The organism is Gluconobacter sp. Dm-74, from assembly GCF_018256135.1.
Taxonomy (GTDB): Bacteria; Pseudomonadota; Alphaproteobacteria; order Acetobacterales; family Acetobacteraceae; genus Gluconobacter; species Gluconobacter cadivus.
In genome coordinates this window covers 120,008-146,469 of record NZ_JAERLX010000004.1, presented here as the reverse complement: position 1 = coordinate 146,469, position 26,462 = coordinate 120,008, and the positions used below count along the sequence as shown (strand labels likewise).

The 26,462-nt window shown below is 60.2% G+C and carries 21 protein-coding genes; 8 read left to right on the top strand and 13 right to left on the bottom strand.

Going from position 1 to position 26,462, the window contains the following annotated elements; translation table 11 throughout:
- The 4 genes from JK208_RS08380 to JK208_RS08365 all read left to right on the top strand — a co-directional run bounded on the left by JK208_RS08380 (nt 1) and on the right by JK208_RS08365 (nt 6,387).
- Nucleotides 1–927, top strand: a complete 927-nt coding sequence (locus tag JK208_RS08380) for a DUF58 domain-containing protein (protein ID WP_211575450.1) — start codon at nt 1–3, stop codon at nt 925–927.
- Entirely contained in the window at nt 924–3,656 is a 2,733-nt protein-coding gene (locus JK208_RS08375) for a DUF4159 domain-containing protein (protein ID WP_211575448.1), read from the top strand. The genes JK208_RS08380 and JK208_RS08375 overlap by 4 nt, the downstream gene beginning before the upstream one ends.
- Nucleotides 3,653–5,692 carry a glutamine amidotransferase gene (locus tag JK208_RS08370; RefSeq protein ID WP_211575445.1) on the top strand — a complete coding sequence of 680 codons (2,040 nt, stop codon included), beginning with the start codon at nt 3,653–3,655 and terminating at the stop codon, nt 5,690–5,692. The genes JK208_RS08375 and JK208_RS08370 overlap by 4 nt, the downstream gene beginning before the upstream one ends.
- A gap of 77 nt (nt 5,693–5,769) precedes the next feature.
- Complete coding sequence (locus JK208_RS08365; protein ID WP_211575441.1) at nt 5,770–6,387, top strand: ankyrin repeat domain-containing protein; 618 nt, start codon at nt 5,770–5,772, stop codon at nt 6,385–6,387.
- A gap of 71 nt (nt 6,388–6,458) precedes the next feature.
- Here the strand turns inward: JK208_RS08365 and JK208_RS08360 are convergent, their stop codons facing one another.
- The 4 genes from JK208_RS08360 to JK208_RS08345 all read right to left on the bottom strand — a co-directional run bounded on the left by JK208_RS08360 (nt 6,459) and on the right by JK208_RS08345 (nt 9,313).
- Complete coding sequence (locus JK208_RS08360) at nt 6,459–7,544, bottom strand: DNA methyltransferase (RefSeq protein ID WP_211563462.1); 1,086 nt, start codon at nt 7,542–7,544, stop codon at nt 6,459–6,461.
- Nucleotides 7,541–8,164 (bottom strand): ribonuclease HII, encoded by a 624-nt coding sequence (locus tag JK208_RS08355; protein WP_211575440.1) that lies wholly within the window; start codon nt 8,162–8,164, stop codon nt 7,541–7,543. The genes JK208_RS08360 and JK208_RS08355 overlap by 4 nt, the downstream gene beginning before the upstream one ends.
- 146 nt (nt 8,165–8,310) lie before the next feature.
- Nucleotides 8,311–8,946, bottom strand: coding sequence for a DUF4339 domain-containing protein (locus JK208_RS08350; protein WP_211575439.1), 636 nt, complete (start codon nt 8,944–8,946; stop codon nt 8,311–8,313).
- Nucleotides 8,947–9,022: 76 nt separating this feature from the next.
- Nucleotides 9,023–9,313, bottom strand: a complete 291-nt coding sequence (locus JK208_RS08345; RefSeq protein ID WP_194267939.1) for a CsbD family protein — start codon at nt 9,311–9,313, stop codon at nt 9,023–9,025.
- Between the two features lie 295 nt (nt 9,314–9,608).
- Here JK208_RS08345 and JK208_RS08340 point away from each other — a divergent pair, with 295 nt between their 5' ends.
- The 4 genes from JK208_RS08340 to JK208_RS08325 are packed head-to-tail and all read left to right on the top strand — an operon-like array spanning nt 9,609 to nt 19,013.
- Nucleotides 9,609–10,955 (top strand): efflux RND transporter periplasmic adaptor subunit, encoded by a 1,347-nt coding sequence (locus JK208_RS08340; protein ID WP_211575438.1) that lies wholly within the window; start codon nt 9,609–9,611, stop codon nt 10,953–10,955.
- Between the two features lie 38 nt (nt 10,956–10,993).
- On the top strand, nt 10,994–14,194 hold the full coding sequence (locus tag JK208_RS08335) for an efflux RND transporter permease subunit (protein ID WP_211575436.1): 3,201 nt from the start codon (nt 10,994–10,996) through the stop codon (nt 14,192–14,194).
- Complete coding sequence (locus tag JK208_RS08330; protein WP_211575435.1) at nt 14,191–17,469, top strand: efflux RND transporter permease subunit; 3,279 nt, start codon at nt 14,191–14,193, stop codon at nt 17,467–17,469. Before JK208_RS08335 ends, JK208_RS08330 begins: the two co-directional genes overlap by 4 nt.
- Nucleotides 17,469–19,013, top strand: a complete 1,545-nt coding sequence (locus JK208_RS08325; RefSeq protein WP_194267935.1) for an efflux transporter outer membrane subunit — start codon at nt 17,469–17,471, stop codon at nt 19,011–19,013. Before JK208_RS08330 ends, JK208_RS08325 begins: the two co-directional genes overlap by 1 nt.
- Before the next feature lie 65 nt (nt 19,014–19,078).
- On the opposite strand, the gene JK208_RS08320 is transcribed toward JK208_RS08325, so the two are convergent.
- The 9 genes from JK208_RS08320 to rplO form a co-directional block, all read right to left on the bottom strand.
- Nucleotides 19,079–19,249 carry a DUF1328 domain-containing protein gene (locus JK208_RS08320; protein ID WP_194262303.1) on the bottom strand — a complete coding sequence of 57 codons (171 nt, stop codon included), beginning with the start codon at nt 19,247–19,249 and terminating at the stop codon, nt 19,079–19,081.
- 379 nt (nt 19,250–19,628) lie between these two features.
- The gene (locus JK208_RS08315) at nt 19,629–20,939 is read right to left on the bottom strand and encodes an MFS transporter (protein WP_211575431.1); all 1,311 of its coding nucleotides are present in this window, start codon (nt 20,937–20,939) and stop codon (nt 19,629–19,631) included.
- 339 nt (nt 20,940–21,278) lie between these two features.
- Entirely contained in the window at nt 21,279–21,701 is a 423-nt protein-coding gene (rplQ, locus tag JK208_RS08310; protein ID WP_099286909.1) for a 50S ribosomal protein L17, read from the bottom strand.
- A gap of 27 nt (nt 21,702–21,728) precedes the next feature.
- Entirely contained in the window at nt 21,729–22,748 is a 1,020-nt protein-coding gene (locus JK208_RS08305; RefSeq protein ID WP_011251942.1) for a DNA-directed RNA polymerase subunit alpha, read from the bottom strand.
- 131 nt (nt 22,749–22,879) lie between these two features.
- Nucleotides 22,880–23,272, bottom strand: a complete 393-nt coding sequence (rpsK, locus tag JK208_RS08300; RefSeq protein ID WP_011251943.1) for a 30S ribosomal protein S11 — start codon at nt 23,270–23,272, stop codon at nt 22,880–22,882.
- Between the two features lie 58 nt (nt 23,273–23,330).
- Nucleotides 23,331–23,708, bottom strand: coding sequence for a 30S ribosomal protein S13 (rpsM, locus tag JK208_RS08295; RefSeq protein ID WP_211575423.1), 378 nt, complete (start codon nt 23,706–23,708; stop codon nt 23,331–23,333).
- 216 nt (nt 23,709–23,924) lie between these two features.
- On the bottom strand, nt 23,925–24,506 hold the full coding sequence (locus JK208_RS08290) for an adenylate kinase (protein WP_211575420.1): 582 nt from the start codon (nt 24,504–24,506) through the stop codon (nt 23,925–23,927).
- On the bottom strand, nt 24,503–25,876 hold the full coding sequence (gene secY, locus JK208_RS08285; protein WP_211575419.1) for a preprotein translocase subunit SecY: 1,374 nt from the start codon (nt 25,874–25,876) through the stop codon (nt 24,503–24,505). Before secY ends, JK208_RS08290 begins: the two co-directional genes overlap by 4 nt.
- A gap of 97 nt (nt 25,877–25,973) precedes the next feature.
- Nucleotides 25,974–26,462, bottom strand: coding sequence for a 50S ribosomal protein L15 (gene rplO / locus JK208_RS08280; protein WP_194262299.1), 489 nt, complete (start codon nt 26,460–26,462; stop codon nt 25,974–25,976).

The window sequence follows — 26,462 nt, the reverse complement described above, 5'->3', positions numbered from 1 at the left end:
GTGAAAAGTCCGTCCGATACCCTGCGCAGTTTCTTCCGCCGCAACCGGGGCGTCAGTTCCGGCGCTCCGACCGCGCAGGCGGAAAGCCTGCCCCTGCCCGCACTCGTTCTTGAAGCCGAAAAGATTGCCGCCAGCCTGCAAAGCGGTGTTCATGGCCGCAGACGTTCAGGACCGGGCGAGGATTTCTGGCAGTTCCGGCCCTATCATGCCGGCGAGCCCGCAACGTCCATCGACTGGCGTCAGTCTGCCCGCTCGCCGGTCGAAGACACGTTCTGGGTCCGTGAGCGCGAGCGCGAAAACGCCCAATCCCTGATGCTGTGGTGTGACCCCTCGCCCTCCATGCAGTGGCGGTCGTCCGATACCCTGCCCACCAAAGCCGAACGCGCGCAGCTTTGCACGCTGGCGCTGGCGTCCGCGTCCCTGCGTGGCGGCGAGCGCGCGGGTCTGCTGACCGGAATCGAGGCCGGGCGCGCCCTTGCCGCACGTCAGGTTCTCCCGCGGTTGGCGGCATCCCTTCTGCGTCCGGATGCGGATGAGCCCGAATTTCCCCGCATGTCTCTGGTTCCTCCACGGTCCGATCTGGTCGTAATCAGCGATTTCCTGTGGGACGAAGACCGGATCGACACGTTCCTCAAAACCTGCGCCAGCCGCCCGGTACGAACCCATCTCCTCTGCATTCTCGATCCGGCAGAGCGGGAGCTGAAACACTCCGGCCGAATTCGGTTTGAAGGACTCGAAGGGGGTGTTCTGACTCTTCCCGCCATGGAAAGTCTCGGTCCGGCCTATGAGCAGGCGATGAACGCGCATCTTGCGGCCCTGAAACAGAGTGCGGCGTCGCTCCATGCCGACTGCATCGTGCATGACACGTCGCGGAACCCGCTTCCGGCGCTTCTGGCGTTGCACATGGCGCTCGGAGGCGGCCGATGATCCTTCTTGCTCCGTTCCTGCTGCTTGGTCTGCTCACCCTGCCTGCGCTGTGGTGGCTGGTGCGCGCGACGCCGCCCGCTCCGCAGGAACAGTCCTTTCCGTCCCTGCTCATCCTGAACCGGCTCACGGCCCGGCGGGAGGACGCCGCTCGTTCCCCGCTCTGGCTTCTGATTCTGCGCATGGTGGCGGTGGCCCTCATCATTTTCGGGCTGGCGCGCCCTGTCCTGACGCCGCATCAAACCGAAACCGGCAACGGACCGCTGACCCTCATTCTCGACGATGGCTGGGCCGCCATTCCGCACTGGACCGACCGTATTTCCGCAGCGCTCGCGCTTGGCGAAACCGCGATCCGCAACGGTCAGGACGTCACGTTCCTGCACGCTGCACGCGCACCGGACGGCGCAATGCCCGAAGCGTTTACGACCCACGATTCCCATGCCCTATCCGAACATCTCTCACATTTGCGTCCGCAGCCTTGGCCAACGGACCGTCAGGCGCTGGCCGCCCTGCTTCGGGAACGGGATCTGGCGGACCAGCGCGTGATGGTTCTCTCGGACGGTCTGGCTGCGACGGGAGACGATGCGCTGCGTGGCGCGCTTGCGAAGGCGCGGTCCGTTCAGGATATGCGCTGGAACGGCTGTGACATCCTGCGCCTTGATGCCGCGACAGGTCAGGACGGTGCGCTTCATGCGACAGTCGATACGCTGCCCTGCCCGAGCCGGACCGTGACGCTGCATGCCGTCAACGCCAATGGCGGCACGCTTGCGGCCTATCCTCTCACGACGGGGAAGGACCAGACGCTCTCCCTCCCGGCCCTGCTACGCAATCAGCTCGACCGTCTGACACTTGAAGGCGCGACCGGTCCTGCTGCTGTGCATCTGATGGGACAGGCCGATCACCGCCGCCCGGTCGGTATTCTCCAGACGCCCGGCGACGCGACACCTCTTGTCGGATCGGCATTCTTCCTGAATCGTGCCCTGCAACCGATTGCGGACCTGCATAGCGGCGATGCCACGGCCCTGCTGGGCGCGCCACTATCGGTTCTGATCGCAACGGATGGTGCGCTTTCGGGCGAGCAGACGCGCCATCGCGTTCTGGACTGGGTGCGTCATGGCGGAATGCTCGTCCGCTTTGCAGGCCCTGGTCTCGCGGCCGATCAGACCGCCGCGTCCGACGCGACCTCCGATGCGCTCCTTCCCGTCCATCTCATGAGCGGGATGCGTCAGTTGGGCGGCCCGATGTCATGGGGGAAACCCCAGACGCTGGCGCCCTTCCCCGAGACCTCTCCGTTTTCGGACCTGACGATTCCGCCCGATGTCACCGTTTCACGACAGGTTCTGGCCAAGCCCGAAACGGGCCTGACGGATCATGTCTGGGCGGCTCTAAGTGACGGCACCCCGCTCGTGACTGCGCGCGCGGAAGGCAATGGAGAGATCGTGCTGTTCCATGTCACACCCTCGCCCGACTGGTCCAACGTGCCGCTTTCGGGGCTGTTTCCCGACATGCTGGAGCGTCTGATCGAACGCTCCGCTGGCGTGGCGGGCGGCGGTCCGGCGGAACTGGCACCGTGGCGTATTGTCGGCAGCGATGGAGGCCTCGTCATGCCGCCACAGGCTGCACGCTCCATTCGCGCTTCGGATCTGGCGCATACGGATGTTTCCGTCACGCATCCTGCCGGGCTTTATGGTCCAGCCCGTGGAACGCGCGCACTCAATCTCGGTGACGCTGCTTCGCCGATGGTAGAGGAGCCTTTGCTCGGCACCCGGATTCTGCCTGATGGCGCGCATGCGGATCGTCCGATCGGCCCCGCGCTGATGGCGGCGGGTCTGCTACTGCTGCTGCTGGATCTGATCCTGTCTCTGCGGCGGCGCGGTCTGCTCGGCGCCCTGGCGGTTGCAGGTCTGCTACTTCTGCCGATGGCCCATGTGCAGGCACAGACATCCGCAACCCTTCCGGCAACCGTACCGCAGGCCGCACTCGAAACGCGGCTGGCCTATGTTCTTACGGGCCATGACGATATCGATGCCGTCTCCCGCGAAGGACTTCAGGGTCTCTCCGACTATACGAGCGCCCGCAGTTCCGCGACGCTCGGCCATCCCGATGGCGTCGTTCCGGGCAAGGACGATCTGGCGTTCTATCCGCTCCTGTACTGGCCGATCACGCCAGATATGCAGCCCGATCCCGAACGAACGAAAGCGCTCAATACCTTCATGGAACATGGCGGGATCCTGCTGATCGACGAACAGGGCGCAGGCACCGACACAGATTCCGGAACCAGCGCCGCTGCCCGGGCTGCGTTGCAGCGCGTGACCGATGGTCTCGTCGTGCCCCCACTAGCCAAGCTGACGGACAAGCACGTTCTGGCCCATACCTTCTATCTGCTACACAGCGGCTTTCCCGGTCGTGTTGCCGGACAGCCAGTTTATGTCGCGCGCAACGGGGACGAGGCGAATGATGACGTCAGTCCCGTCATCATCGGCAATGGCGACTGGGCACATGCCTGGGCCGTAGACGGCTCGGGCAACCATCCCTTCGCCGTCATTCCCGGGGGCGAAGACCAGCGCACGCAGGCCTATCGTTTCGGCGTGAACATGGTGCTCTACGCCCTGACCGGAAACTACAAGAACGATCAGGCCCAGTATCCTGAAATGCTCCGCCGCCTCGGCAGCCCGGATGCAGCACCCGCCACAACCAGTCCCGCCTCCGCCGACGAGGAGGACGCACCATGATGTTCGATCTTTCTCCGATGCTGCCCGTCTGGCTGCTGGCGACGCTGGCCGCACTCAGTGTTGCGGGCGCGCTTTACGGTGCCCTGCGTGGCGCGCGCGGAATGCTCTGGCGGGCTCTCGCTGTTCTGGCCCTTCTGGGATGGCTGTCCGGGCCGCGCGCACTTCATCCGGTGCTTCGTCCGGTGCCGCAGGATGCGCTGCTGGTTGTGGATCGTTCGGCCTCAATGCAGGTAGGCCCCCGCACGACTATCGCGGATCAGACCGCACGGCAGATCATGCAGGATGCGGCCCATCTTCCGGGCCTGACCCTGCATCGCGTCGATGTTCCCGGCGGCACAGGCCACGGCACCCGCCTGTTCGAGGCGCTGGACCACGCGGATCTGCCGCAGGGCCGGTTCGCAGGTGCCATCGTCGTGACGGACGGCATGGATCATGACGTTCCAGCCCATCTTCCAGCGCGCTTTCAGGGACCGGACGGACAGAAACTTCCGCTGCATCTTCTGCTGACGGCGCGGGGCGAGGAACAGGATCGTCGCCTGCGCATCCTGAGCACGCCGCCCTATGCCATCGTCGGACAGAACGCCACGATCCGCGTTCAGGTCGACGATCTCGGCGCCCCGGGTGCAGCCGACGCCGTTCTCACGATCCGCTCGGGCGATGCCCCGCCGCAAACCCGCCCGATCCGGACCGGCACGCCACAGGATATCACGGTTCCGGTCCAGCATCCCGGCGAAACGCTTGTCGGCCTGTCCGTCTCTCCGCTGGCCGGCGAGGCATCTACGGAAAACAACAGCGACGTCGTGCGGATCCGGGGCGTGCGCGACCGGCTGCGGGTGCTGCTGGTGTCCGGCGTTCCCAATCAGGGAGAGCGGGTCTGGCGGAGGTTACTGAAGGCCGATCCGTCCGTGGATCTCGTCCACTTCACCATTCTGCGCTCCCCCAACACGGATGATGGCACCCCGCTGTCGGATCTGGCTCTAATTCCATTCCCCATTCGCGAACTGTTTCAGGAAAAGATCCGCAGTTTCGATCTCATCATTCTGGACGGCTTTCGCAACAGCAACATCCTGCCGGACGAGTACCTGACCAATATCGCCGATTATGTCCGCAACGGCGGCGGACTACTGGTGACGGCTGGGCCTGAATTCACACAGGACGGCACCCTTCAGGATACCAGCCTCGCACAGATTCTTCCGGCCCATGTCGGGACGGACGGGGTCGTCACGCAGGCTTTCCGTCCTTCCCTGACTGCTCTGGGCAAAACCCATCCCGTCACGGCTGGTCTGACGGAAGACTGGGGCCCTTGGTATCGTGCCCTGCGCCCGGACCAGTCGCACGGCGAAGACCTGATGCGTGGCCCGGACGGCGCGCCGCTTCTGCTTCTGGACCGTGTTGATCGGGGGCGGGTGGCCATGCTCATGTCGGACCAGCTCTGGCTGTGGTCTCGTGGCGAAGGCGGTGGTGGACCGCAGGCCGAGCTTTTGCGGCGGCTGTCACACTGGCTCATGAAAGAGCCGGATCTTGAAGAAAACCGCCTCACCGCCCGGATCGAAAACGGCCAACTCGATATAGAGCGCCACGCTGCGGGACAAGCTGTTTCGCCTGAGGCTTTCGTCACGGCGCCGGACGGAAAGCGCACGCCCGTTACCCTGAAACAGACGGATGGCGTCTGGCACGTCACGCTGGCCGCCACAACACCCGGCATCTGGAGTGTCCGGCAGGATGGTCTGGTCGCTTTCGCCAGCCCCGTTTCCCACGATCCGGTCGAACGGCAGGATCTGCGCGCCACCGCAACCGTCATGGGCGGCAGCGCTCAGGCATCGGGAGGAACCGTGGCGTGGGTTGCGGATCATACGCCCCATCTGAAACAGGTTCCCATTGGCTCGGCCATGACCGGCTCGGACTGGATGGGCCTGCCCGTCACCACGGCCGCTGTCGCAGGCGAAACGCGAACGACGGACCTCGTTCCGGCATGGGCAGCCCTGCTTGCAGCGCTGGTTTTCCTCGCAATCGGCTGGTGGCGGGAAGGTCATTGAAAAAATGTCACAATCCGGCACCTCCGAGAGGCATCTGCAGACTCGCGCAGGACGAACGATCACAGTATATTGGTTTTATGCGACTGCTCCCCACCCTGCCCCGCCTGCTGCTCGTTGCCGCTCTGGCAATGACGCCGACGATTCTCGTACCCTGGCATCACGCCCAGGCTCAGGATGCCGACGACGCCGAGGCTGAACAGGAAGCCGAGGCCAACCAGAAGAAAGCCGAAGCCCGCAAGGCCGCCCAGCGCGCCGCGCCGCCTTCCGCCCTCCCGGGAGCAGAATCCTCCGACGACGATGCCGGTCATGCCCGCGCCGACGTGAACCCGACCGTCGCCCTGTTCGATGCCATCAACCGCGGCTCGCTTAACGCGGCAAAAGAAGCGCTCAACCGCGGCGCCGATATGGGTGGGCACAATGTTCTGGACCAGACGCCGCTGGACATGGCCATCGACCTGAACCGCAAGGACATCATGTTCCTGCTGCTTTCGATGCGGACCTATAATCCGGACGGTAAGATCGAGAACAGCGTGTCCGATCAGGGTGTGGAGATGAAGAACGGCAGCGGTCATCTGACGATCGGCGGGAAATCCGTCACGCCCAAACGCGCCTCCGTCGCCGCTTCCCCGCATTTCGACGCAAGCGGCGGCAAGGCCGATCCTTCCATCGGCTTCCTCGGCTTTGCAGGGCACTAAACGCTCCTGATCCAGACGCAAAAAAAGCCGGAGAACATTCTCCGGCTTTTTTTATGGGCGCTGGTTTTCCGTCAACCGACGTTGCGCAGCGCCTGACTTTCCTGACGCAGGACGTCGATCTGAACGAACTGGCCGTCGCGCTCGAAATACCAGAACGTCCAGCCATTGCAGGACGGCGCGCCCGTCAGACCTGCGCCGAGCTTGTGAATAGAGCCGCGCTGGTTGCCCGATACGAGCGTACCATCCGGGGTCACGGTTGCTTTCAGACGCTTCTGCCGATCGTAGAGCACCGTCCCTGCGGGTAGAACGCCCGTCTCCACGAAACTTCCGAACGGGATACGCGGCATTTCGCGCCGTGCTGGCGTCGTCGCCAGTTGCTCGGAGGTCAGGCGCTCTTCCCGCGCCACACGCTCCCGCGCGGCCTTGACGTAATCCGGGTGCCGTTCGATGGCGATGTAATGACGCCCCAGACGCTTGGCCATTGCCGGGGTCGTGCCGCTGCCGCAGAACGGGTCCAGCACCACATCATTGGCATTGGTCGACGCCACCAGAACGCGATGCAGCAGGCTTTCCGGCTTCTGCGTCGGATGCAGTTTCAGGCCATGTTCGTTCTTCAGGCGCTCATTGCCCGTGCAGAGCGGCAAATACCAGTCAGAGCGCATCTGAAGGTCGTCGTTCAGGGCCTTCATAGCCTGATAGTTGAATCGATATTTGCTCTGCGGACCACGTGCCGCCCAGATCAGCGTCTCATGCGCGTTCGTAAAACGCCGCCCGCGGAAATTCGGCATCGGGTTGGATTTGCGCCAGACGATGTCGTTGAGGATCCAGAATCCCAGATCCTGCATAATAGCGCCCAGACGGAAGACATTGTGATAGGAGCCAATGACCCAGATCGTGCCGTCCTTGTGCAAAATCCGGCGTGCTTCTCTGAGCCATTCGCGCGTGAAATTATCATAGGTCGCGTAATCCGCGAACTTGTCCCAATCGTCATCCACGCCGTCCACGACAGTCTCGTCCGGACGACGAAGCTCGCCGCGCAACTGGAGGTTGTATGGCGGATCGGCGAAAATGCAGTCCACGCTCCCATCGGGCAGCGTCTTCATCGTTTCGATGCATTCTCCACGCAGGATCTGGTCGACGGGAAATTCACCGCTCATGCTGCGTGTGCCTCTGCTTCAATCATGTTTCGTATCGGCGCGAACCCGCGCCTGTGATGGGGTGTCACCCCACGGAGTTTCAGGCCCTGCATGTGTGCAGCCGTGCCGTAACCCGCATTGCGCTCCCAGCCATAAGCATCGTGGCGCATGGCCAGACGCGCCATCAGGCGGTCCCGCGTCACCTTGGCGATGATGGAGGCTGCGGCAATGGACAGGCTGATCCCGTCGCCACCGATCACCATTTTGATGGGACAGGGGAGTTTCGGGGCATGTTTGCCGTCCACAAGGGCAAGGTCTGGCATCCGGCCGAGCCGGGACAGCGCCCGGCGCATGGCCAGATAACAGGCCTGAGCGATATTGATCTGCTCGATTTCCAGAACGGATGCCGCGCCAATGCCGATCAGCGCCTGTTCGTCAGCCATCAGGGCCTCATAGGCGAGCATCCGGCGCCGAGCCGTCAGTTTCTTGGAATCATCGAGAAGGGCAGCCAGAGTGTCAGACGGCTGTGCCGTAAAAGCTACGGCAGAAGCCACCACCGGTCCTGCCAGAGGACCACGCCCGACTTCGTCGATCCCGACGACCAGCCCCCCATGGGCAGCTTCCAGGGCGTAATCCGGCATTTGTGAGCGTCTCCCCGACAGATCACCGCGAAATCAGGTGACCGAATCGGTTTTGAATCATGGCGACTCGAAAGGGAAGCCCAAAAATGCGTTTGTTCTAAGTTTAATATGTCAAGTGTGGTGGGAAAGACTCTTTACCTACGGTGTCAGAGCTCTTCCTGCTGATTCTCCTGACCGGGCTCTGATGGAGCCGATGGAGCGGGCTGGGCCGTCTGTCCATGCTGCATCTGAAGTTCCTTCTCGATCTGAGGGAACTGATAGATTTTCTCCGTCACATTGACGGCAAGAAGCACAAGGCTGACGACCAGCAGCGACAGCCCCCGGCCGACGATCTGGCGCCGCTTCCAGAAATATCCCGGCAGAAACAGCCACCACCAGAAACCCGGCGGCGTCTTTCCGCTTTCGCGAAGGGAATTACGGTCCAGCATGAACGATATGAAGAACAGGAGCAGCGACATCATCCCGACGACGGACAGCGGCCCTATCCGGCCACTGTCCGGGATCTGGCGCCAGTCCAGGATCAGCAACGTCAGGCGCTGGATCAGCCATGGCCCCACCAGAAGCGCCCAGGCCCAGTGCTCCGAACTCCCCGCAGACATCCGCAATAGCCCCGTCAGCGGAGAGACAAGCCCCGCAGCGCTGGCCGGACGCCATGTTGCGCCGAATTCCTGTGTCCAGACGAGCGTTTCGGGCTTGATCTGCCGCTGCATGATCAGACGCAGGATTTCCTCACGGGAGACTGGACCGGCCTGCTGCCCGTTGTTGTCGTAAAACCATTCCATGAAAAAAAGCCTCCCGGATTACTCCGGAAGGCTTTTAGCACAAAGACGTCCCTATGGTCGAAACGCCTGTTGGGCCTCAGTCGCTTTTACGACCGAACAGCAGACCACCAACGATCATTCCGACAACTGTGGCGATCACCAGCGAGATCAGCGGACGATCCTGCACAAACGCCGTTGCGGCTTCGAGCTTGGTTTCGCCTTCGTCGTACAGATCGGCGAATTCCTGCTGTGCCATGCCGGAAAGCTGATCGAACTTGCCTTCGGCCTGAAGCTTCGCATCGCCGGTCAAGCCGCCAAAACCGTCCTTGAGCTTGCCCTTGGCTTCATCCACAAGGCCTTCGACCTTCGTTTCAGTTGTATCGGCCATTTTGTTCTCCTCTGTCCGGATTAACCTGTCCTCAATGCAAACGCATAACAGAGACATCCGGTTCCAACCCGATATGATCGTTGCACCGAAAAGAGACAAGCCCTGCGGCCAACCTCATATCCATAAATGTAACGAAAAGTATCATTTTCGGTCTTTTTGATTTTCATTACCAAAACTGAACAGGATTTAAGGTCGCGTCATGGCAGGCGCTGGCCTCCTGCCGTATAAGCATGAAAACACATAACATCGTCGCCTGAGAGCCCTGCGCTCTGCTATGCGGAAAGACAGAACCACCATGGATCAGCAGACGGCCAGCTCCAGCGACCGCCTTACGAACAGCACCGCCCAGTCTTCTCCCCCTCCTGCGCGGTCCCGCCGTCGGCGCTGGATCCTCTGGGGCGTTGTTCTTCTGATTGCTCTTCTGATCCTGTTCGCGATCTTCCGCCCTCATGGCGCGACACACAAGCACGGTCGTGGTGCCGCAGCCGATGGAAGCGTGCAGCCCGTTGCCGTCGCAACCGTCCATACCGGCGACATGCCCGTGATCTTTCAGGAGCTCGGCACAGTCGTCCCCGTGACAAACGTGACGATCACGCCGCGCGTCAACGGCCATATCTCGGCCGTTTATTATAAGGAAGGCCAGCACGTCCATAAGGGTGACGAACTCGAACTGATCGACCCGCGCCCCTATGAGGCCACGCTCGCCCAATATCGCGGCACACTGGCCGCCGATATGGCGCAGCTTGAAAAGGCCCGTGTGGACAACGCCCGTTACCAGCGGTTGATCAAACAGAACTCGACCTCCGCCATGACGGCGCGCGATCAGGAATTCACGGTGCAGCAGCTTGAAGGTCAGGTCGAATTCGACCGGGCCAATGTCCGCAATGCCGAACTGAACGTGATGTACTGTCACATCATTGCGCCGGTCGAAGGCCGTGTCGGTATCCGCGTGCTCGACATCGGCAACTATGTGACGGCTGGCCAGTCCGGTGGTCTGACCATCCTGACGATGATGCAGCCCATCTCCGTGATCTTCACGGTTCCGCAGAATCAGCTGCAGGAGGTCATGAAATATCTGGACAAGACCGGCGAACTGTCCGTTGAAGCGTGGGACAGCGACAACACCCACAAAATTGCCACCGGCACCGTCAAGGCGCTCGACAGCCAGATCGACACCGCAACGGGTACGGTCCGGATGCGTGGCATCTTTGCGAACGAGGACGAGCACCTCTTCCCGAACCAGTTCGTCAACCCGCATCTGCTGGTCACGACGCTGCATGACGCCCTGCTCGTGCCCGCCAATGCTCTTCAGACAGGCCCGGACGGTCGCTTCGTCTATCGCGTCAAACCTGACATGACCGTGGAAGTCGTGCCCGTGACGGTCGGTACGACCGATGGCACGAACGCCGTAATCGAAAAAGGTTTGAGCAGCGGCGACCGGATCGTGACGGATGGCGTCAGCCATCTGCGCCCTGGCCAGAAGGTCTCCATCCCCGACACCTCGTCAGCAGCAGCGCAGACGACGGAAGCCGAGCACAAGAGCGCCAGCCAGCACCGTCATCATCGTGACGGGCAGCAGAGTTCGGATGCGCCCCAGCAGAAGAACGACCCGTCCTCGTCCGCCGACACCGGCAACCACTGATCGCCATTCAGAACAGTCAAACAGGGAACATCAAGATCGTGAATCCGTCCCGCCTGTTCATCGAGCGCCCGGTTGCCACCAGCCTTCTGATGTTCGCCATCCTGCTGAGCGGTCTGCTCGGCTACCATTTTCTGGCCGTCTCAGCCCTGCCGCAGGTCGAATATCCGACGATCACGGTCTCGACATTCTATCCGGGTGCCGGGCCGGACGTGATGAGCACATCCGTCACCGCACCACTGGAAACCCAGCTCGGCCAGATGGCCGGGCTGGACCAGATGACGTCTCAGTCTTCTGGTGGGGCTTCGGTCGTCACGCTGCGCTTCGGGCTGGACATGTCGATGGACGTGGCCGAGCAGGAAGTTCAGGCCGCGATCAACAACGCCACCTCCTTGCTGCCGAGCGATCTGCCCGCCCCTCCGATCTATGCGAAGGTCAATCCGGCGGACACCCCCGTCCTGACGCTCGGCATCACGTCAAAAACGCTGCCGCTTCCTGAAGTCGAAGATTACGTCAACACGCGGCTTGAACAGAAGATCAGCCAGATTTCCGGCGTCGGTCTTGTCACCCTGTCGGGCGGCAATCGCAAGGCGTACCGGATTCAGGTCAACATTCCGAAGCTGACCTCTTACGGCATCGCGATCGACACGCTGCGCACCATCATCAGCACGGTCAACGTCAACTCCCCAACCGGCACATTCGACGGCCCCAAGCGCTCCACGTCCCTGCGCATCGACGGTCAGATCCAGTCCGTCGAACAGCTCATGAACCAGGTGATCGCGTATCAGAACAACGGTCCGATCCGCGTGCGCGACATTGCGACGGTGGTTGAAGGGGCTGAGAACGCACAGCTTGCCGCCTGGGCCAACCGCACGCCTGCGCTGATCCTGAACGTACAGCGCCAGCCCGGTGCGAACGTTATTGGTGTTGTGGACAACGTTCTGCGCGTTCTGCCGCAGCTCAAACTCGACCTGCCGCCGGGCATTGACGTTACGCCTCTGACGGACCGCACCACGACCATTCGCGCCTCGGTTAGCGACGTAGAATATGAACTGGCGCTCGCCATGCTTCTCGTGGTGGGCGTGATCTTCGTGTTCCTGCGAAATGTTCCGGCGACGATCATTCCCAGCCTGTCCGTTCCGTTGTCGCTGATCGGGACGCTGGCTGCGATGTATCTGCTGGGCTTCTCGCTCGACAATCTGTCGCTGATGTCTCTGACGATCGCGACCGGCTTCGTCGTCGATGACGCCATCGTCGTGATCGAAAACATCGCCCGTTACGTCGAGGCCGGGGAAGACCGCTACACCGCTGCGCTCAAAGGCGCGGGGGAGATCGGCTTCACCATTATCTCGCTGACGGTCTCGCTGATCGCCGTGCTGATCCCCCTGCTGTTCATGAAGGACGTCGTTGGGCGTCTGTTCCATGAATTCGCGATGACGCTCTCCATCACCATCATCATTTCAGCCGTCGTCGCTCTGACGCTGGTGCCGATGATGTGCGCCCGTCTGCTGTCCGACACGCATGCGCCGTCCACGAAAAACACAGTCTGGAGCCGCCTGTCCAATAGCACCGAACGCGGCATCAACGCCCTGATCGCGGGTTACGGACGTTGGCTCGATGTCGTGCTGCGCTTTCGTGTCACGACCCTTCTGGTCACCTTGGGAACGATCGTCCTGACCGGCGTTCTGGCCTGGACCATTCCCAAAGGCTTTTTCCCGACACAGGATACCGGCGTCATTCAGGGCATCTCCGTGATGTCGCAGGCCATCTCCTTTGAAGGCATGAAGAACCGTCAGGCCGCTCTTGGAGACGTGATCCTGAAAGACCCGGATGTCGCCAGCATCTCGTCTTTCGTGGGTATCGACGGCCAGAACATGACGCTGAATGTCGGGCGCTTCCTGATCAACCTCAAACCGCGTGACCAGCGGACGTCCAGCCTTGAAGCCATCATGCATCGCCTGTCCTCCACCGGAGATCAGGTGATCGGGGCGCAGCTTTACGTCCAGCCGATTCAGGACCTGTCTCTGGATTCCTCGATTTCCGCCACGCAGTACCAGTTCATGCTGGAAAACCCAGATTACGACACCTTCAAAATCTGGGTGCCGAAATTCGTGGATGCCCTGCGCAAGGAACCGTCGCTGCGGGATGTCACGTCCGATCTTCAGGCCGAGGGGCTGGTCGCCCAGCTTTCGCTCGACCGGCCGACCGGCGCGCGATACTCCATCACGCCGCAGACGGTCGACAATCTGCTGTATGACAGCTACGGCCAGCGCCAGATCACGACGATCTACACGCAGTCCAACCAGTACCGCGTTATTCTGGAAGCCGATCCGAAACTCCAGACTGACCTGACATCCCTGAGCCAGCTTTACCTGCCGGGCATTTCCTCGCAGGCCGGTGGCAGCACGTCCGGCCCGACGCGCCAGCCGACATCGGGGCTCGTGCCGCTGTCGCAGGTGACGACGATGACGCATGTCCTCGCCCCACTGCTCATCAGCCATTTCGGCCAGTTCCCGGCCACGACGGTGTCGTTCAACGTCGCCAGCGGCTATTCGCTGGGGGCTGCGACCAACGCCATCGAGCGTGTGGAAAAGCAGATCGGCCTGCCGCCGGAGTTCCAGACTGCTTTCCAGGGCACGGCGGCTGCCTTCCGCTCGTCGCTATCGAACGAGGTCTGGCTGGTCATGGCAGCCGTGATCGCGGTCTATATCGTGCTGGGTATTCTCTATGAGAGCTATATCCACCCGATCACGATCCTCTCCACCCTGCCTTCCGCCGCCATCGGTGCGCTGATCGGGCTCTATCTGTTCGGGATGGATCTCGACATCATGGGCATCATCGGCATCGTGTTGCTGATCGGCATCGTGAAGAAAAACGCCATCATGATGATCGACTTCGCCCTCGAAGCCGAACGTCTGGAGGGCCATACGCCGCTTGAATCCATCAAGCAGGCGGCGATGCTCCGCTTCCGTCCGATCCTGATGACGACGCTGGCCGCCCTGTTCGGTGCCCTGCCCCTGCTGATCGGCACGGGCGTCGGTTCCGAACTGCGCCGACCACTGGGTGTGGCCATCGTTTTCGGCCTGATGATGTCCCAGCTTCTGACCCTGTTCACCACGCCCGTCATCTATCTGTTCATGGATGAACTAGGGACGAAAACGCGTGCCTTCATACAGCGCCACCGCCGCCATAGCCCACCGTCGCAGCCCCAGTCTCCAAGCCCTCATACAGGCGCTCCGTGAATCTGGTCCGCCTCTTTGTCCTGAGGCCCGTTGGCACGACGCTGCTGGCGGTAGCTCTCGTAATCGGCGGCGTGATGGGCTATTTCGCCCTGCCCGTCGCCGATCTGCCGGACGTGGACTTTCCGGTCATCATGGTGACCGCGAACCAGCCCGGTGGCTCCCCCTCAGAAATCGCGAGCACGATCGCAGGGCCTCTGGAGCGACATCTGGGGGCGATTTCCGGCGTCACGGAAATGACCTCGGAATCCATGGTCAACCAGACGCGCATCACCCTTCAGTTCGACCTGTCACGAGACATCAACGGTGCTGCGCGTGACGTGGAAGCCGCTTTGCAGGGCGCACGGCAGGATCTGCCCACCAGCCTTCGCAGCAATCCGACCTATATGAAGGCGAACTCCAACGGTCCGCCCATCCTCGCTTTGACGCTATCGTCCAGCACCCGGACGCCGCAAGAACTCTACGATTTCGCAAGTAACATCCTCATCCCCCAGCTCAGCCAGATCCAGGGCGTCGGTGATGTGGAAATCCGCGGCGCGTCCCTTCCCGCCGTGCGTGTTGAAATCAATCCGCTGCGCCTGTTCCATTACGGGATCGGCTTCGAGGATCTGCGCGCTGCCCTCGCCTCCGCCAATGCTCATACGCCCAAAGGTTTTCTGGATGCCAATGGCGAGCGGATGATGCTCTCCACCAACGATCAGGCGACGGATGCGGAAGAATACCGCGATCTGGTCATCGCCTATCGCAACAACCAGCCTGTCCGCCTGACGGATCTGGCGGACGTCAAGAACAGCGTCGAAGATCTCCGACAGGCGGGGTATCTGAACGGAAATGCCGCCATCATCTGTACGGTCTTCTCGCAGGGTGGCGCGAACGTCATCAAGACGATCGACGGCATCCGCGGCCGCCTGCCAGCCCTTCAGTCCGCCCTGCCCGGCAATACCAATATTTCGATCCTGATCGACCGCTCCAAGACGATCCGCGCCTCGCTGGACGATACGAAACAGACCCTCGTGATCGCCGTCGTGCTCGTCGTCGTCGTCGTCCTGCTGTTCCTGCGCAGTCTGTCCGCCATCATGGTTCCGGCCATCGTGGTGCCGGTCTCGATCGTCGGAACCTTCGGGGCCATGGCGCTGATGGGGTACCAGCTCGACAACATGTCACTGATGGCCCTGACGATCTCGACGGGCTTCGTGGTCGATGATGCCATCGTCGTTCTGGAAAATATCGCGCGCTACATGGAGATGGGTTACGACCGACAGGATGCCGCTATCAAAGGCACGACCGAAGTCGCGTTCACGGTCGTTTCGATCACGGTCTCGCTGATCGTGGTGTTTGCACCGATCATGCTCATGGGCGGGATCGCGGGGCGGCTGTTCCATGAGTTCGCGATGACCATGGTCATCACGCTCTGTATTTCGTTGCTCCTGTCCCTCACGCTGACGCCCATGATCAGCGCCCAGCTCCTGACCCACACGGACGATAACGGCCCCGGTCTGTGGAAGAAAACCGGCCGTTTCCTCGAACGCATGATCAGCGCCACAACGTCGGGTTACGGCAAATCGCTGGACTGGGCCTTGGGGCATCAGTTCCTGATCGCGATGTCCCTGCCCGCCACTCTGGTGCTGGCCGGTGTGCTGTATGTGAAGATGCCCAAGGGTTTCTTCCCTTCCGAAGACACCGGGCAGATCATGGGGCGCGTGGTCGCCGATCAGTCGATCTCGTTTCAGGCGCTTCAGAAAATCGTGGTCAAGGCCATGAAGAGCGTCGCGTCCGACCGGGATGTCGTAGGCGTCATGGGCGGTGTCGGTGGACGTTCGGCCAACTCAGCCAACATGTTCATCGCACTTAAGCCCAAGTCCGAGCGAACGGACGATCTTGCGACCACCATCCAGCGCCTGACCCGCAGGTTCTCCCATATTCCTGGCGCGCAGCTCCGTCTGATGGCCCCCGGCAGTGTCCGGACGGGCGCGCGGCCCGGAGACGCCGCCTATCAGTATTCGCTTGAGGGCCCTTCCGCGGAAGACCTGTTCGAATGGACTCCCAAGATCGTGACCGCGCTTTCCAGACTGCCGGAGCTCATGGACGTGACATCGGACGTGGAACAGGGCGGTCAGGGGATCAACATCGCGATCAACCGCGACACGGAAGCCCGCTACTCCGTCACGCCACAGCTCATTTCCAACACGCTCTATGATGCGTTCGGCCAGCGCGCCGCCTCCATTATCTACGGCACCCTCAACCAGTACCGCGTCATCATGGAAGCAGCGCCCCGCTACTGGCAGGATCCGTCGATGCTGCAACAGATGTGGATCAGCACGTCCGGCGGAACAGCAGCAGGCGGAACGGCATCGAACAACATCCGCGCCCGCACCACAACGGCTGTCACGACCCTGTCGCAGAGTGAGCAGTCTTATCAGAACTCGGTCGCCAACGCGCTGGCAGGTGGAAAATCGGCATCAAGCGGTGCAGCCGTCGCCACCAGCGTGGACAACATGGTCCCCCTGTCCGTCCTCTCACGCCAGCGCAATACCAACACGGCCCTGACCGTCAGCCATGAAGGACAATCCGTCGCGACGACCGTGTCCTTCAACCTTGCTCCCGGCGTCTCGCTTGGCACGGCCGTGGATGCCGTTCAGGCCGCCATGGTAAAGCTGCATGTCCCGTCAGACATTCACGGCGGGTTTGCGGGCAACGCGGCGGCTTTCCAGAAATCCGCAGGGAGTGAGGTTCTGCTGATCCTCGCCGCCCTCGCCGCCGTCTATATCGTGCTGGGCGTCCTGTATGAGAGCCTGATCCATCCCCTAACGATCCTCTCAACGCTGCCATCCGCAGGCGTCGGCGCCATTCTGGCTCTTCAGATCTGCGGAGAGGAATTCTCCCTCATGGCCATGATCGGCGTGATCCTGCTCATCGGCATCGTCAAAAAAAACGCCATCATGCTGATCGACTTCGCCCTCGTGGCGCAGCGTGAAGGGCTGTCGGCCAGAGAGGCTATCCGTCAGGCCAGCCATCTGCGTTTCCGCCCGATCCTTATGACGTCTCTGGCCGCTGCGTTCGGTGCCGTGCCCCTCATCATCGGCAACGGATATGGCTGCGAACTCCGCCGACCGCTGGGGATCGCCATTCTCGGCGGTCTCGTGGTCAGCCAGTTGCTGACGCTCTACAGCACGCCCGTCATTTTCCTGTATCTCGACCGGTTCGGACGCGCCATGGGCCGTCTGCGTGCCCACGTCGCCTCTTTTTTCCATCTTTCAGCCCGGGGAACACAGTCCTGATGCCCGCCCTCCGTAAATCCACCCTGCGCACTGCCCTGCTGGGGGCAGCGACCCTGCCTTTCCTGAGCGGCTGTATCGGCGGCATGGTCGGGCCGAACTATCATCGTCCGAAAGCCATCATCTCCGCCAAATTCAAGGAAGCGCCCCCGCCGCCGGGCTGGCAGATGGCTGCCCCCGATCTTGCGAAAATGCCCAAAGGAGACTGGTGGACGATCTTTAACGATCCCGTTCTCAACGACCTTGAAGAACGCGTGGCCACGTCCAACCAGAGCCTGAAAGAATATGAAGCACAGTACCGCAAGGCGGCCGCAACGATTGATTCGATCCGTGCGCAGCTTTTCCCGACCCTGAGCGGCAAGTTCAGCTTCAACCGCAACTCACAGGGCGGCAGCACCTCGAATGCCAGCAACGGCATTCCCTACACGTCCAGCCAGTCCTACACGTCCAACACATGGACCACCGGACCGTCCGCAAGCTGGACCGTCGACGTCTGGGGCATGATCCGCCGGCAGGTTCAGCAGCAGGTTGCCGCCACACAGGCCGACGCCGCCCTCGTTGCGAACATGCGGCTGTCCTATCAGCTTCAACTCGCGCAGGACTATTTCGATCTGCGCTATCAGGACAGCCTGATTGCGCTCTATGCCCGCAACGTGGATCTGTATCGCCACAATCTGGAAATCCTCCAGAATCAGCTTGATGCCGGTGTCGCTGATCCGACCAGCGTTCTTCAGGCCCGCTACCTGCTGCAATCGACGCAGGCCAGCCTGTCAAACGCCCATATCGCCCGCGCACAGTACGAGCACGCCATCGCCATGCTGACGGGCCGGGCTCCAGCAGAACTCACGCTGGCAGCCTCTCCCCTCCCCGAGACGATCCCCGCCGCCCCCGTCGCCGTGCCCTCCATGCTGCTTCAGCGTCGTCCGGACGTGGCGCAGGCCGAGCGCAACATGGAAGCCTATAATGCGGAAATCGGGTACGAGATCGGCGCGTTCTTCCCACAGGTCACGCTCTCCGCGTCCTATGGTTATAGCGGCAATCCTCTTGAACAGCTGATCCAGACTGCTACGCGCACATGGAGCCTCGGTGCAGCGGCGAGCGAGACCATCTTCCAGGGCGGCGCGCGTTCCGCTGCGGTGCGCAGCGCAGAAGCCGATTACGACAATGCCGTAGCCACCTACCGCCAGACGGTTCTCGCAGCCCTTCAGGACACCGAGGACCAGATGTCCGGCCTGCGCTATCTCGATCAGCAGCTTGCCTTGCAGAATGCTGCCGTGAAAACCGCCGAAAGCGCCGTTCAGGTGTCCATGAACGAGTATCTCGCCGGAACGCAGATTTACACGACAGTCATCACCGCCGAACAGAACGCCCTTCAGTATCAGGAGACCCAGCTCAGCGTGCGGCAGCAGCAGTTTCTCGCCGAGGTCAAGCTCATGACGGATCTGGGCGGAGGCTGGACGACGCAACAGCTTCCAAGCAAAAATTCGCTTCAGACGGATAATCCGTTCCTGCCTTCCTTCATCCAGAGGGACAAGAACGGGAACTAAAGATCATAAAAAAAGGGCGGGGCCATCGGCACCCGCCCTCTTCATATCAGCATCGTATCAGGTGATCAGAGCGCGTGCAGTCCTGCCACACCTGCGAGAATGGCCAGCACCGCCAGGACCAGAAAGAGAATGAAAAACAGCTTGGCAATACCTGCTGTGGCGGCAGAGATGCCTGAGAAACCGAAAACGCCGGCGATGATGGAAATGATGAAGAAAACAATCGCGTAGTGCAGCATGACGGCAGTTCCTTGCCCAAGAGTTCGTGGTCATGTCGTAACGTCACGCACGTGCGGAAGTTTAATTTCTTCTTAAAAGACGCTTTCCCAGGAAAAACCCGATAAAAGATGCGGCCAGCAGCCAGAAGAGAGGCTGATCCACCATCAGATCACTGACAAGTGCTTCCGTTTCTTTTGTTACCCGAGAAATTTTTGTTACGAGCGCGCTTTTACAGGAACTCTCGATCATCCCGGGCTGCAAGCGCTCCGAATCCGTGTTCGTAAATCTTCTTCCCGCCATGACATCCTCCCAACACAAGAAAAGGCAGTCCGCTATCGGACTGCCTTTTCTTTTACATCGTCAGAACACTTAAGGGATGATCTGAATGAGACCGTCCACTCAGTGACCGACTGCCGGAGCATCTTCGCCCCGACGTGCGGCTTCTTCATTATAGCGCTGCGCTTCAGGAGAGATGGTCAGAGCCATCGTCATCCCGGCAGACAGCAGATAGATCACCGCAAACGTCCAGATCACATACTGCATGCCCGGTCCGAAAACCGCTTCACAACCAGCAACAACAGCCGGTCCGACCCATGTGGACGCACCGGCGCCCAGACCAAGGATGGACAGTGCCGCTGCTTTCTCGCGTGGGCAGATCTGCGGCATTAAGCCTGACAGCGGCACGAAAGCCGCGACGGTCGCGCCATAGAAAATTCCTGCTGCGGCCACGGCCCAGAAATTTCCCGGAAACCAGAGCGGCACATAATAAAACAGCGGAATGGCCACGAAACCACCGATCCCACCGAAAACGGCCACGACAAACCGGTGTCCAAGCGTATCGGCCACCATGCCCGAGACAAGGTTGAACAGGATGTTGCTCAGGAAAATGAGCGACAGAAGGTTCAGCCACTGGGCAAGGGAGAAGCCAAGATGATCCACGAAAAACGCGGGCATGATTGCGAGAAACGCATATTCCGAAGATGTATCAATCACGCGAACGATACCCGCGATCAGCGTCTTCGGCTCACGCCACATGATGCTCATGGAGCCGAAGAAAATATCCTTGGTCGGAATATGGTCCGGCAGAAGGCGTTTCTTACCCGTCGGTTCATGCGTGAACAGCAGCGCAACAAGACCGCCCAGAATCACAAGCCCCAAGGAACACCAGAAGGTGCGAAGCTCGCCAATTTCCGGAATGGCAAAGCGTGCGAACTGCGATCCCAGAGTGGGCAGACCTGCTGAAAAGGAAAACCAAAACCAGCCCGCCGCCGAGCCCAGCATGGCTGTCGGCGTTGCGGCGGCAATCCAGACGAGGAAGCCATACGCAAACAGCGGGTATGCAAACCCTCGCAGCGTATAGAACATCAGGATCATCGGCCCACTGTTTGGCCCAAGTCCCAGAGCCAGGAACCCGACTTCAAGCACGCTCCACAGAATGAGACCAAGCCACATGACTTTCTTCGGTCCCATGAGATCCGACAGAGGCCCGGAGAACCAGGCGGCGATCATCACGGTGATGCCATAAAACGTGAACATTTCATTCACGAAACCCTGCGTATGGCCATGATGGAGCATGTAGGTATCGAGATACCCCGCCTCCACACCATCACCGACCATGAACAGGAGCTGTCCCACGAACGCCCAGAACAGGGCTCTGGGTATTCCAAGGGTTTCCGCCAACCCATGTTTTGGAGGAGAAGATTCAGACATTATAACGCTCTCCAAACGCTGGACGCATCACGAACCCATCCGGGCCTCATTGCCGGGATACATATTCGATGCGTCGTGGCAGGCCCTACGAGAGTGCTCGGGCCTGTTTCTCAGAATGATGCAGCCCCTATGAAAAAGAACGACGGAGCATTCTTCAAAAGGGAGAAACCGCGCCTTGTGAAGGAACGGAAATTCAGACTGTCTCTGAAAGAGACAGGAAAGATTCTGCAAAGAGTGCTGACTACATATCACACACTTGCGTGACCAAGAAACCACGAATCAAAAAAGGCCGGGACATTCCTGCCCCGGCCTTTCTCAATGCTTAAAAAAACAGGAGCCTCAGGCGGCTTCCTGCTCCGCAGCAACGTTCTGCTTCGGTCCGCTGTCCTGGCCCTTCGCAGCGACATCGCGATCAACCAGTTCGATCACGGCCATATCGGCATTGTCGCCATAACGCACGCCAGCTTTCAGAACGCGGGAGTAGCCACCGGCACGTCCCTTGTAACGCTCGGCGACAGCCGAGAACAGCTTCGTCACGACGGCATCGTCACGCAGCTGCGCGAAGGCCTGACGACGGGCGTGCAGATCACCACGCTTGCCGAGCGTGATCAGCTTTTCGACGACCGGGCGAAGTTCTTTCGCCTTCGGGAGCGTCGTCGTGATCTGCTCGTGCTTGATGAGAGCCACGGCCATGTTGCGGAACATGGCAGCGCGGTGAGAAGAGGTGACATTGAGCTTACGCCCGCTCACACCATGACGCATTGCTAGTTTTCCTTACCTTGAAAGTTCTCAGAACGTCTCGTCGAGACGCTTGGCCAGATCCTCGATGTTCTCGGGCGGCCAGGCTGGGACGCTCATGCCGAGCGACAGCCCCATACCGGTGAGAACTTCCTTGATCTCGTTGAGCGACTTGCGCCCGAAATTAGGCGTACGGAGCATTTCCTGTTCGGACTTCTGCACCAGATCGCCAATGTAAACAATGTTGTCGTTCTTAAGGCAGTTGGCGCTACGCACCGACAGCTCAAGTTCGTCAACCTTGCGGAGAAGATTGCGGTTGAACGGCAGGTCATCCTGCGGCTCTTCATGCTGGACCGGACGCGGCTCATCAAAGTTGATGAACAGCTGCAGCTGATCCTGAAGAATCCGGGCTGCAAGAGCCAAACTGTCTTCGGGTGTCACCGCACCGTTGGTCTCAACCGTCAACAGCAGCTTGTCATAGTCAGTGACCTGACCGACACGCGTCTGCTCGATCTTATAGGAAACCCGACGGACTGGCGAATAAATCGCATCGATGGGAATCAGGCCAATCGGAGCATCTTCGGGACGGTTTGCTGCTGCTGCAACATAGCCCTTGCCCATATTGACGGTGAATTCCATGCCGAGCTTCACGCCGTCATCGAGCGTGCAGATCACCAGATCGGGATTCATGATCTCGATGTCATGACCTGCCTGGATCTGGCCAGCGGTCACTTCACCCGGGCCAGTGGCCGTCAGGATCATGCGCTTGGGGCCTTCACCATGCATGCGAAGAGCAAGCTGCTTGACGTTCAGGACGATGTCCGTGACGTCTTCACGCACACCCGGCACGGCGGAGAATTCATGCAGCACGCCATCGATCTGGATGGCGGTCACGGCAGCGCCCTGCAGTGACGACAGGAGAATACGACGCAGTGCATTACCGAGCGTCATGCCGAAGCCGCGTTCCAGAGGCTCGGCCACGACAGTGGCGATGCGCGAGGCAACCGGTCCGGGCTCGACTTCAAGCTTCTCCGGCTTGATGAGGGACTGCCAGTTTTTCTGGAGAACCAAGGTCGTGGCCTTTCAAACAACGAAGCACGCCAAGGGGATTGGCGGCACCTGGGCCCGCACCATCGGTGCGGTAAAAGATGCAATCACTTACAGATGCTACGTATCGCACGCGATACGCAGCACAGCATCACTCAGACGCGACGACGCTTCCGGGGACGGCAGCCATTGTGCGGCACGGGCGTCATGTCGCGGATGGACGTAATGTTGAACCCTACGGCCTGAAGAGCACGAAGAGCGCTTTCACGCCCCGAACCCGGACCGGAGACCTCGATCTCAAGCGTTTCCATGCCATGCTCGCGTGCCTTGCGGCCGGCATCTTCTGCAGCGACCTGAGCAGCATACGGCGTGGACTTACGGGAGCCTTTAAAGCCCTGCGCACCCGACGACGACCAGGCAATCGCGTTGCCCTGTGCGTCAGAAATGGTGATCATGGTGTTGTTGAACGTGGAAAGCACGTGAGCAACACCGGAAATGATATTCTTGCGTTCCTTTTTACGGATACGCGGAGCAGCGGCCTTCGCCATGAGAGAGGTCGTCCTAAAAGTTTAAGCAAAACGTCGATGAAAAAAAATTATGCGCGGATTAGCGCGTAACCTTCTTCTTGCCTGCAATCGCCACAGCCTTGCCCTTGCGGGTACGGGCATTGGTGTGCGTACGCTGACCGCGGACCGGGAGGCCACGACGGTGACGAAGGCCACGGTAGCAACCGAGGTCCATCAGACGCTTGATGTTCATTGCGGTTTCACGACGAAGATCGCCTTCGACGCGCAGTTCGGAATCGATCAGTTCGCGGATCTTGACGATTTCGTCGTCAGACAGCTCGTTGACGCGCTTGGCATCGGGAATTTCGAGCTTCATGCAGATGGACTGCGCTGTCGCCGGACCGATGCCATAGACATAACGCAGGGCAATGACGACCCGCTTGTTGGTCGGAATGTTTACGCCGGCAATACGTGCCACGCTTGTTACTCCCATTGAAACGGCCCGGAGCCGCTTCAGACTGTTATATCCCCAGCCATGGCCAGGTCGATGATCTTGTAGCCAAACCTGCTGCCTACCGATTCCGGCAGACGCACGAACAGTTTGGCTACACCTATGTCGAGGGCGCGCAATAGACTGCCCACCCCACCTGAGTCAAATAATAGAGATCACTTTTTCGTGATATCTGTCTGAAACTCAGTTTTTTGCCGTGCCTGTCACGATGGCATCGAGTGCTTTGCCAACACTTTCAACGTCCTTCATGCCGTCGACATGAAGCAGACGCCCGGCCTTTTCATAATAAGGGAGGATCGGAGCGGTCTGCTTGCGATAGACATCCAGACGCGCACGGACAACCTCGGGGTTGTCGTCCGGACGCCGCGTTCCGTCCTCACTTTTGCGGCTGGCGATACGCTCCACAAGTTCGTCTTCGTTGACGTCCAGCAGAATGACCGCACCGATTGTCAGATCACGCAGAGACAGCATCGCATCGAGCGCCTCGGCCTGACTTTCTGTCCGGGGAAAGCCATCAAGGATGAATCCACGCTGGCAATCCGGTTGTGCGATACGGTTCTGAATCATGGCAACGATAATCGGGTCTGGAACGAACTGTCCCTTCTCCATGATCGCCTTGGCTTCGTTGCCAATTGCCGAACCAGCGGCCACCTCAGCGCGCAGCATATCGCCCGTGGAAATCTGCTTGAAGCCATAGAGGGCTTCAAGCCGTTTGGCCTGTGTTCCCTTGCCGGCTCCGGGCGGCCCAAGAAGAATGATGTTCATCGACGTCTCGTGCCTCCCTGCACTCCGCCACGGCTTCCGCGACTACGTTGCTTGCGGATCAGACCCGAATACTGATGCGCCACCAGATGAGACTGAATCTGCGTGACCGTATCAATCGTGACCGAGACGATAATGATCAGACTCGTCCCCCCAAAATAGAACGGGACATTATATTTGCTGATCAAAATCTGCGGCAACAGACACACCACAACCAGATACAGAGCGCCGATCGCGGTCAGACGGGACAGGATCCTGTCAAAATACGTAGCCGTGCTCGCACCCGGCCGAATGCCCGGAATGAAGCCACCCTGCTTCCGCAGGTTCTCTGCCGTTTCCTCGGGATTGAATGTAATCGCCGCATAGAAATAGGAGAAGAACAGGATCATCGCAGCATAGAACAGCATGTAGAGCGGCTGCCCTTGGCCAAGCTGCTGCCCCAGAATGGAGAGCCATCCCGGCATCGAATGACCGTTCATGAAACCGGAAATGGTCACAGGAATCAGCAATACGGACGATGCAAAGATCGGTGGAATAACACCGGCAGTGTTGACCTTCAGCGGCATGTGGGTGGAGTCACCGCCGAAAATACGGTTTCCGACCTGACGCTTCGGATACTGAATCACAACGCGACGCTGTGCCTGCTCCATGAAGACGATGAAGCCAATGACAGCAATCGCCAGAACCAGAAAAATCACCACGAAAATTGGCGAAAGCGCTCCTGTCCGTCCCAGTTCGAAAAGACTGGCCAGAGCATTCGGCAGATTGGCGACGATACCCGCAAAGATGATGAGGGAAATGCCATTCCCGACACCCCTGGACGTAATCTGCTCGCCCAGCCACATCAGGAACATCGTCCCGCCGACAAGCGTCACCACACAGGAGGCAATGAAGAACGCTCCCGGAGCTACCACAGCATTCGCACCATGCGCCGTCATGTTTTCAAGCCCGACGGCAATGCCGTAAGCCTGGAAAAGAGCGATAAACACAGTAAGATAGCGCGTGTACTGATTGAGCTTTTTACGACCCGCCTCACCTTCCTTCTTCATCGCTTCCATGGAAGGAAGCGCCGTGGAAAGAAGCTGAATAATGATCGAGGCGCTGATATACGGCATGATATTCAATGCGAACACGGTCATACGCCCAAGCGCACCGCCCGTGAACATGTCGAACATCCCCAGAATGCCACCCTGATGCTGGGCAAGAAGCTGCCCCATCACGGTCGCATCGACGCCGGGCACCGGAATATAGGTGCCAAGTCGATAGACGATCAGCGCTCCGAGAGTAAACCAGATGCGCTTCTTGAGTTCGGTCGCCTTGGAAAACGAACTCATATTGAGATTGGCGGCGAGCTGCTCTGCTGCGGAAGCCATCCACCTGTCCTTTCATGAAAACAGCGTCGCCGCACATAAGCACGGGACGCTGTTCACTATCCAACCCTAACCCGGACAAAGCCCGGGAGAAGAGAACTCAGGCCTCAGCCTGGGCGTCCTTCTTGGTCTCGAGCACCTTAACGGTACCACCAGCCTTCTCGACTGCTGCCAGAGCAGCAGCAGAGGCGCCAGCAACTTCGATGGTCACGCCATGCGAGAGTTCACCATGGGCCAGAAGACGGACACCGGCCAGCTTGCTTCCGTTGACAAGACCAGCCTTACGCAGGGTCTCCTCAGTGACGGTTGCAGCCTTGTCCAGCTTTCCGTTTTCGATGGCCTTGGAGATCGCACCGAGGTTCACCGGAGCATATTCCTTGCGGAAAATGTTCACGAAGCCACGCTTCGGCATACGACGGTACAGCGGAAGCTGACCACCCTCGAAGCCATTGAGCGAGACGCCTTCACGAGCCTTCTGACCCTTAACGCCACGGCCTGACGTCTTGCCCTTGCCGGACCCGATGCCACGTCCAAGACGCTTCTTGCGATAACGAGAACCCTCGTTGTCACGCAGTTCGTTGAGGTTCAT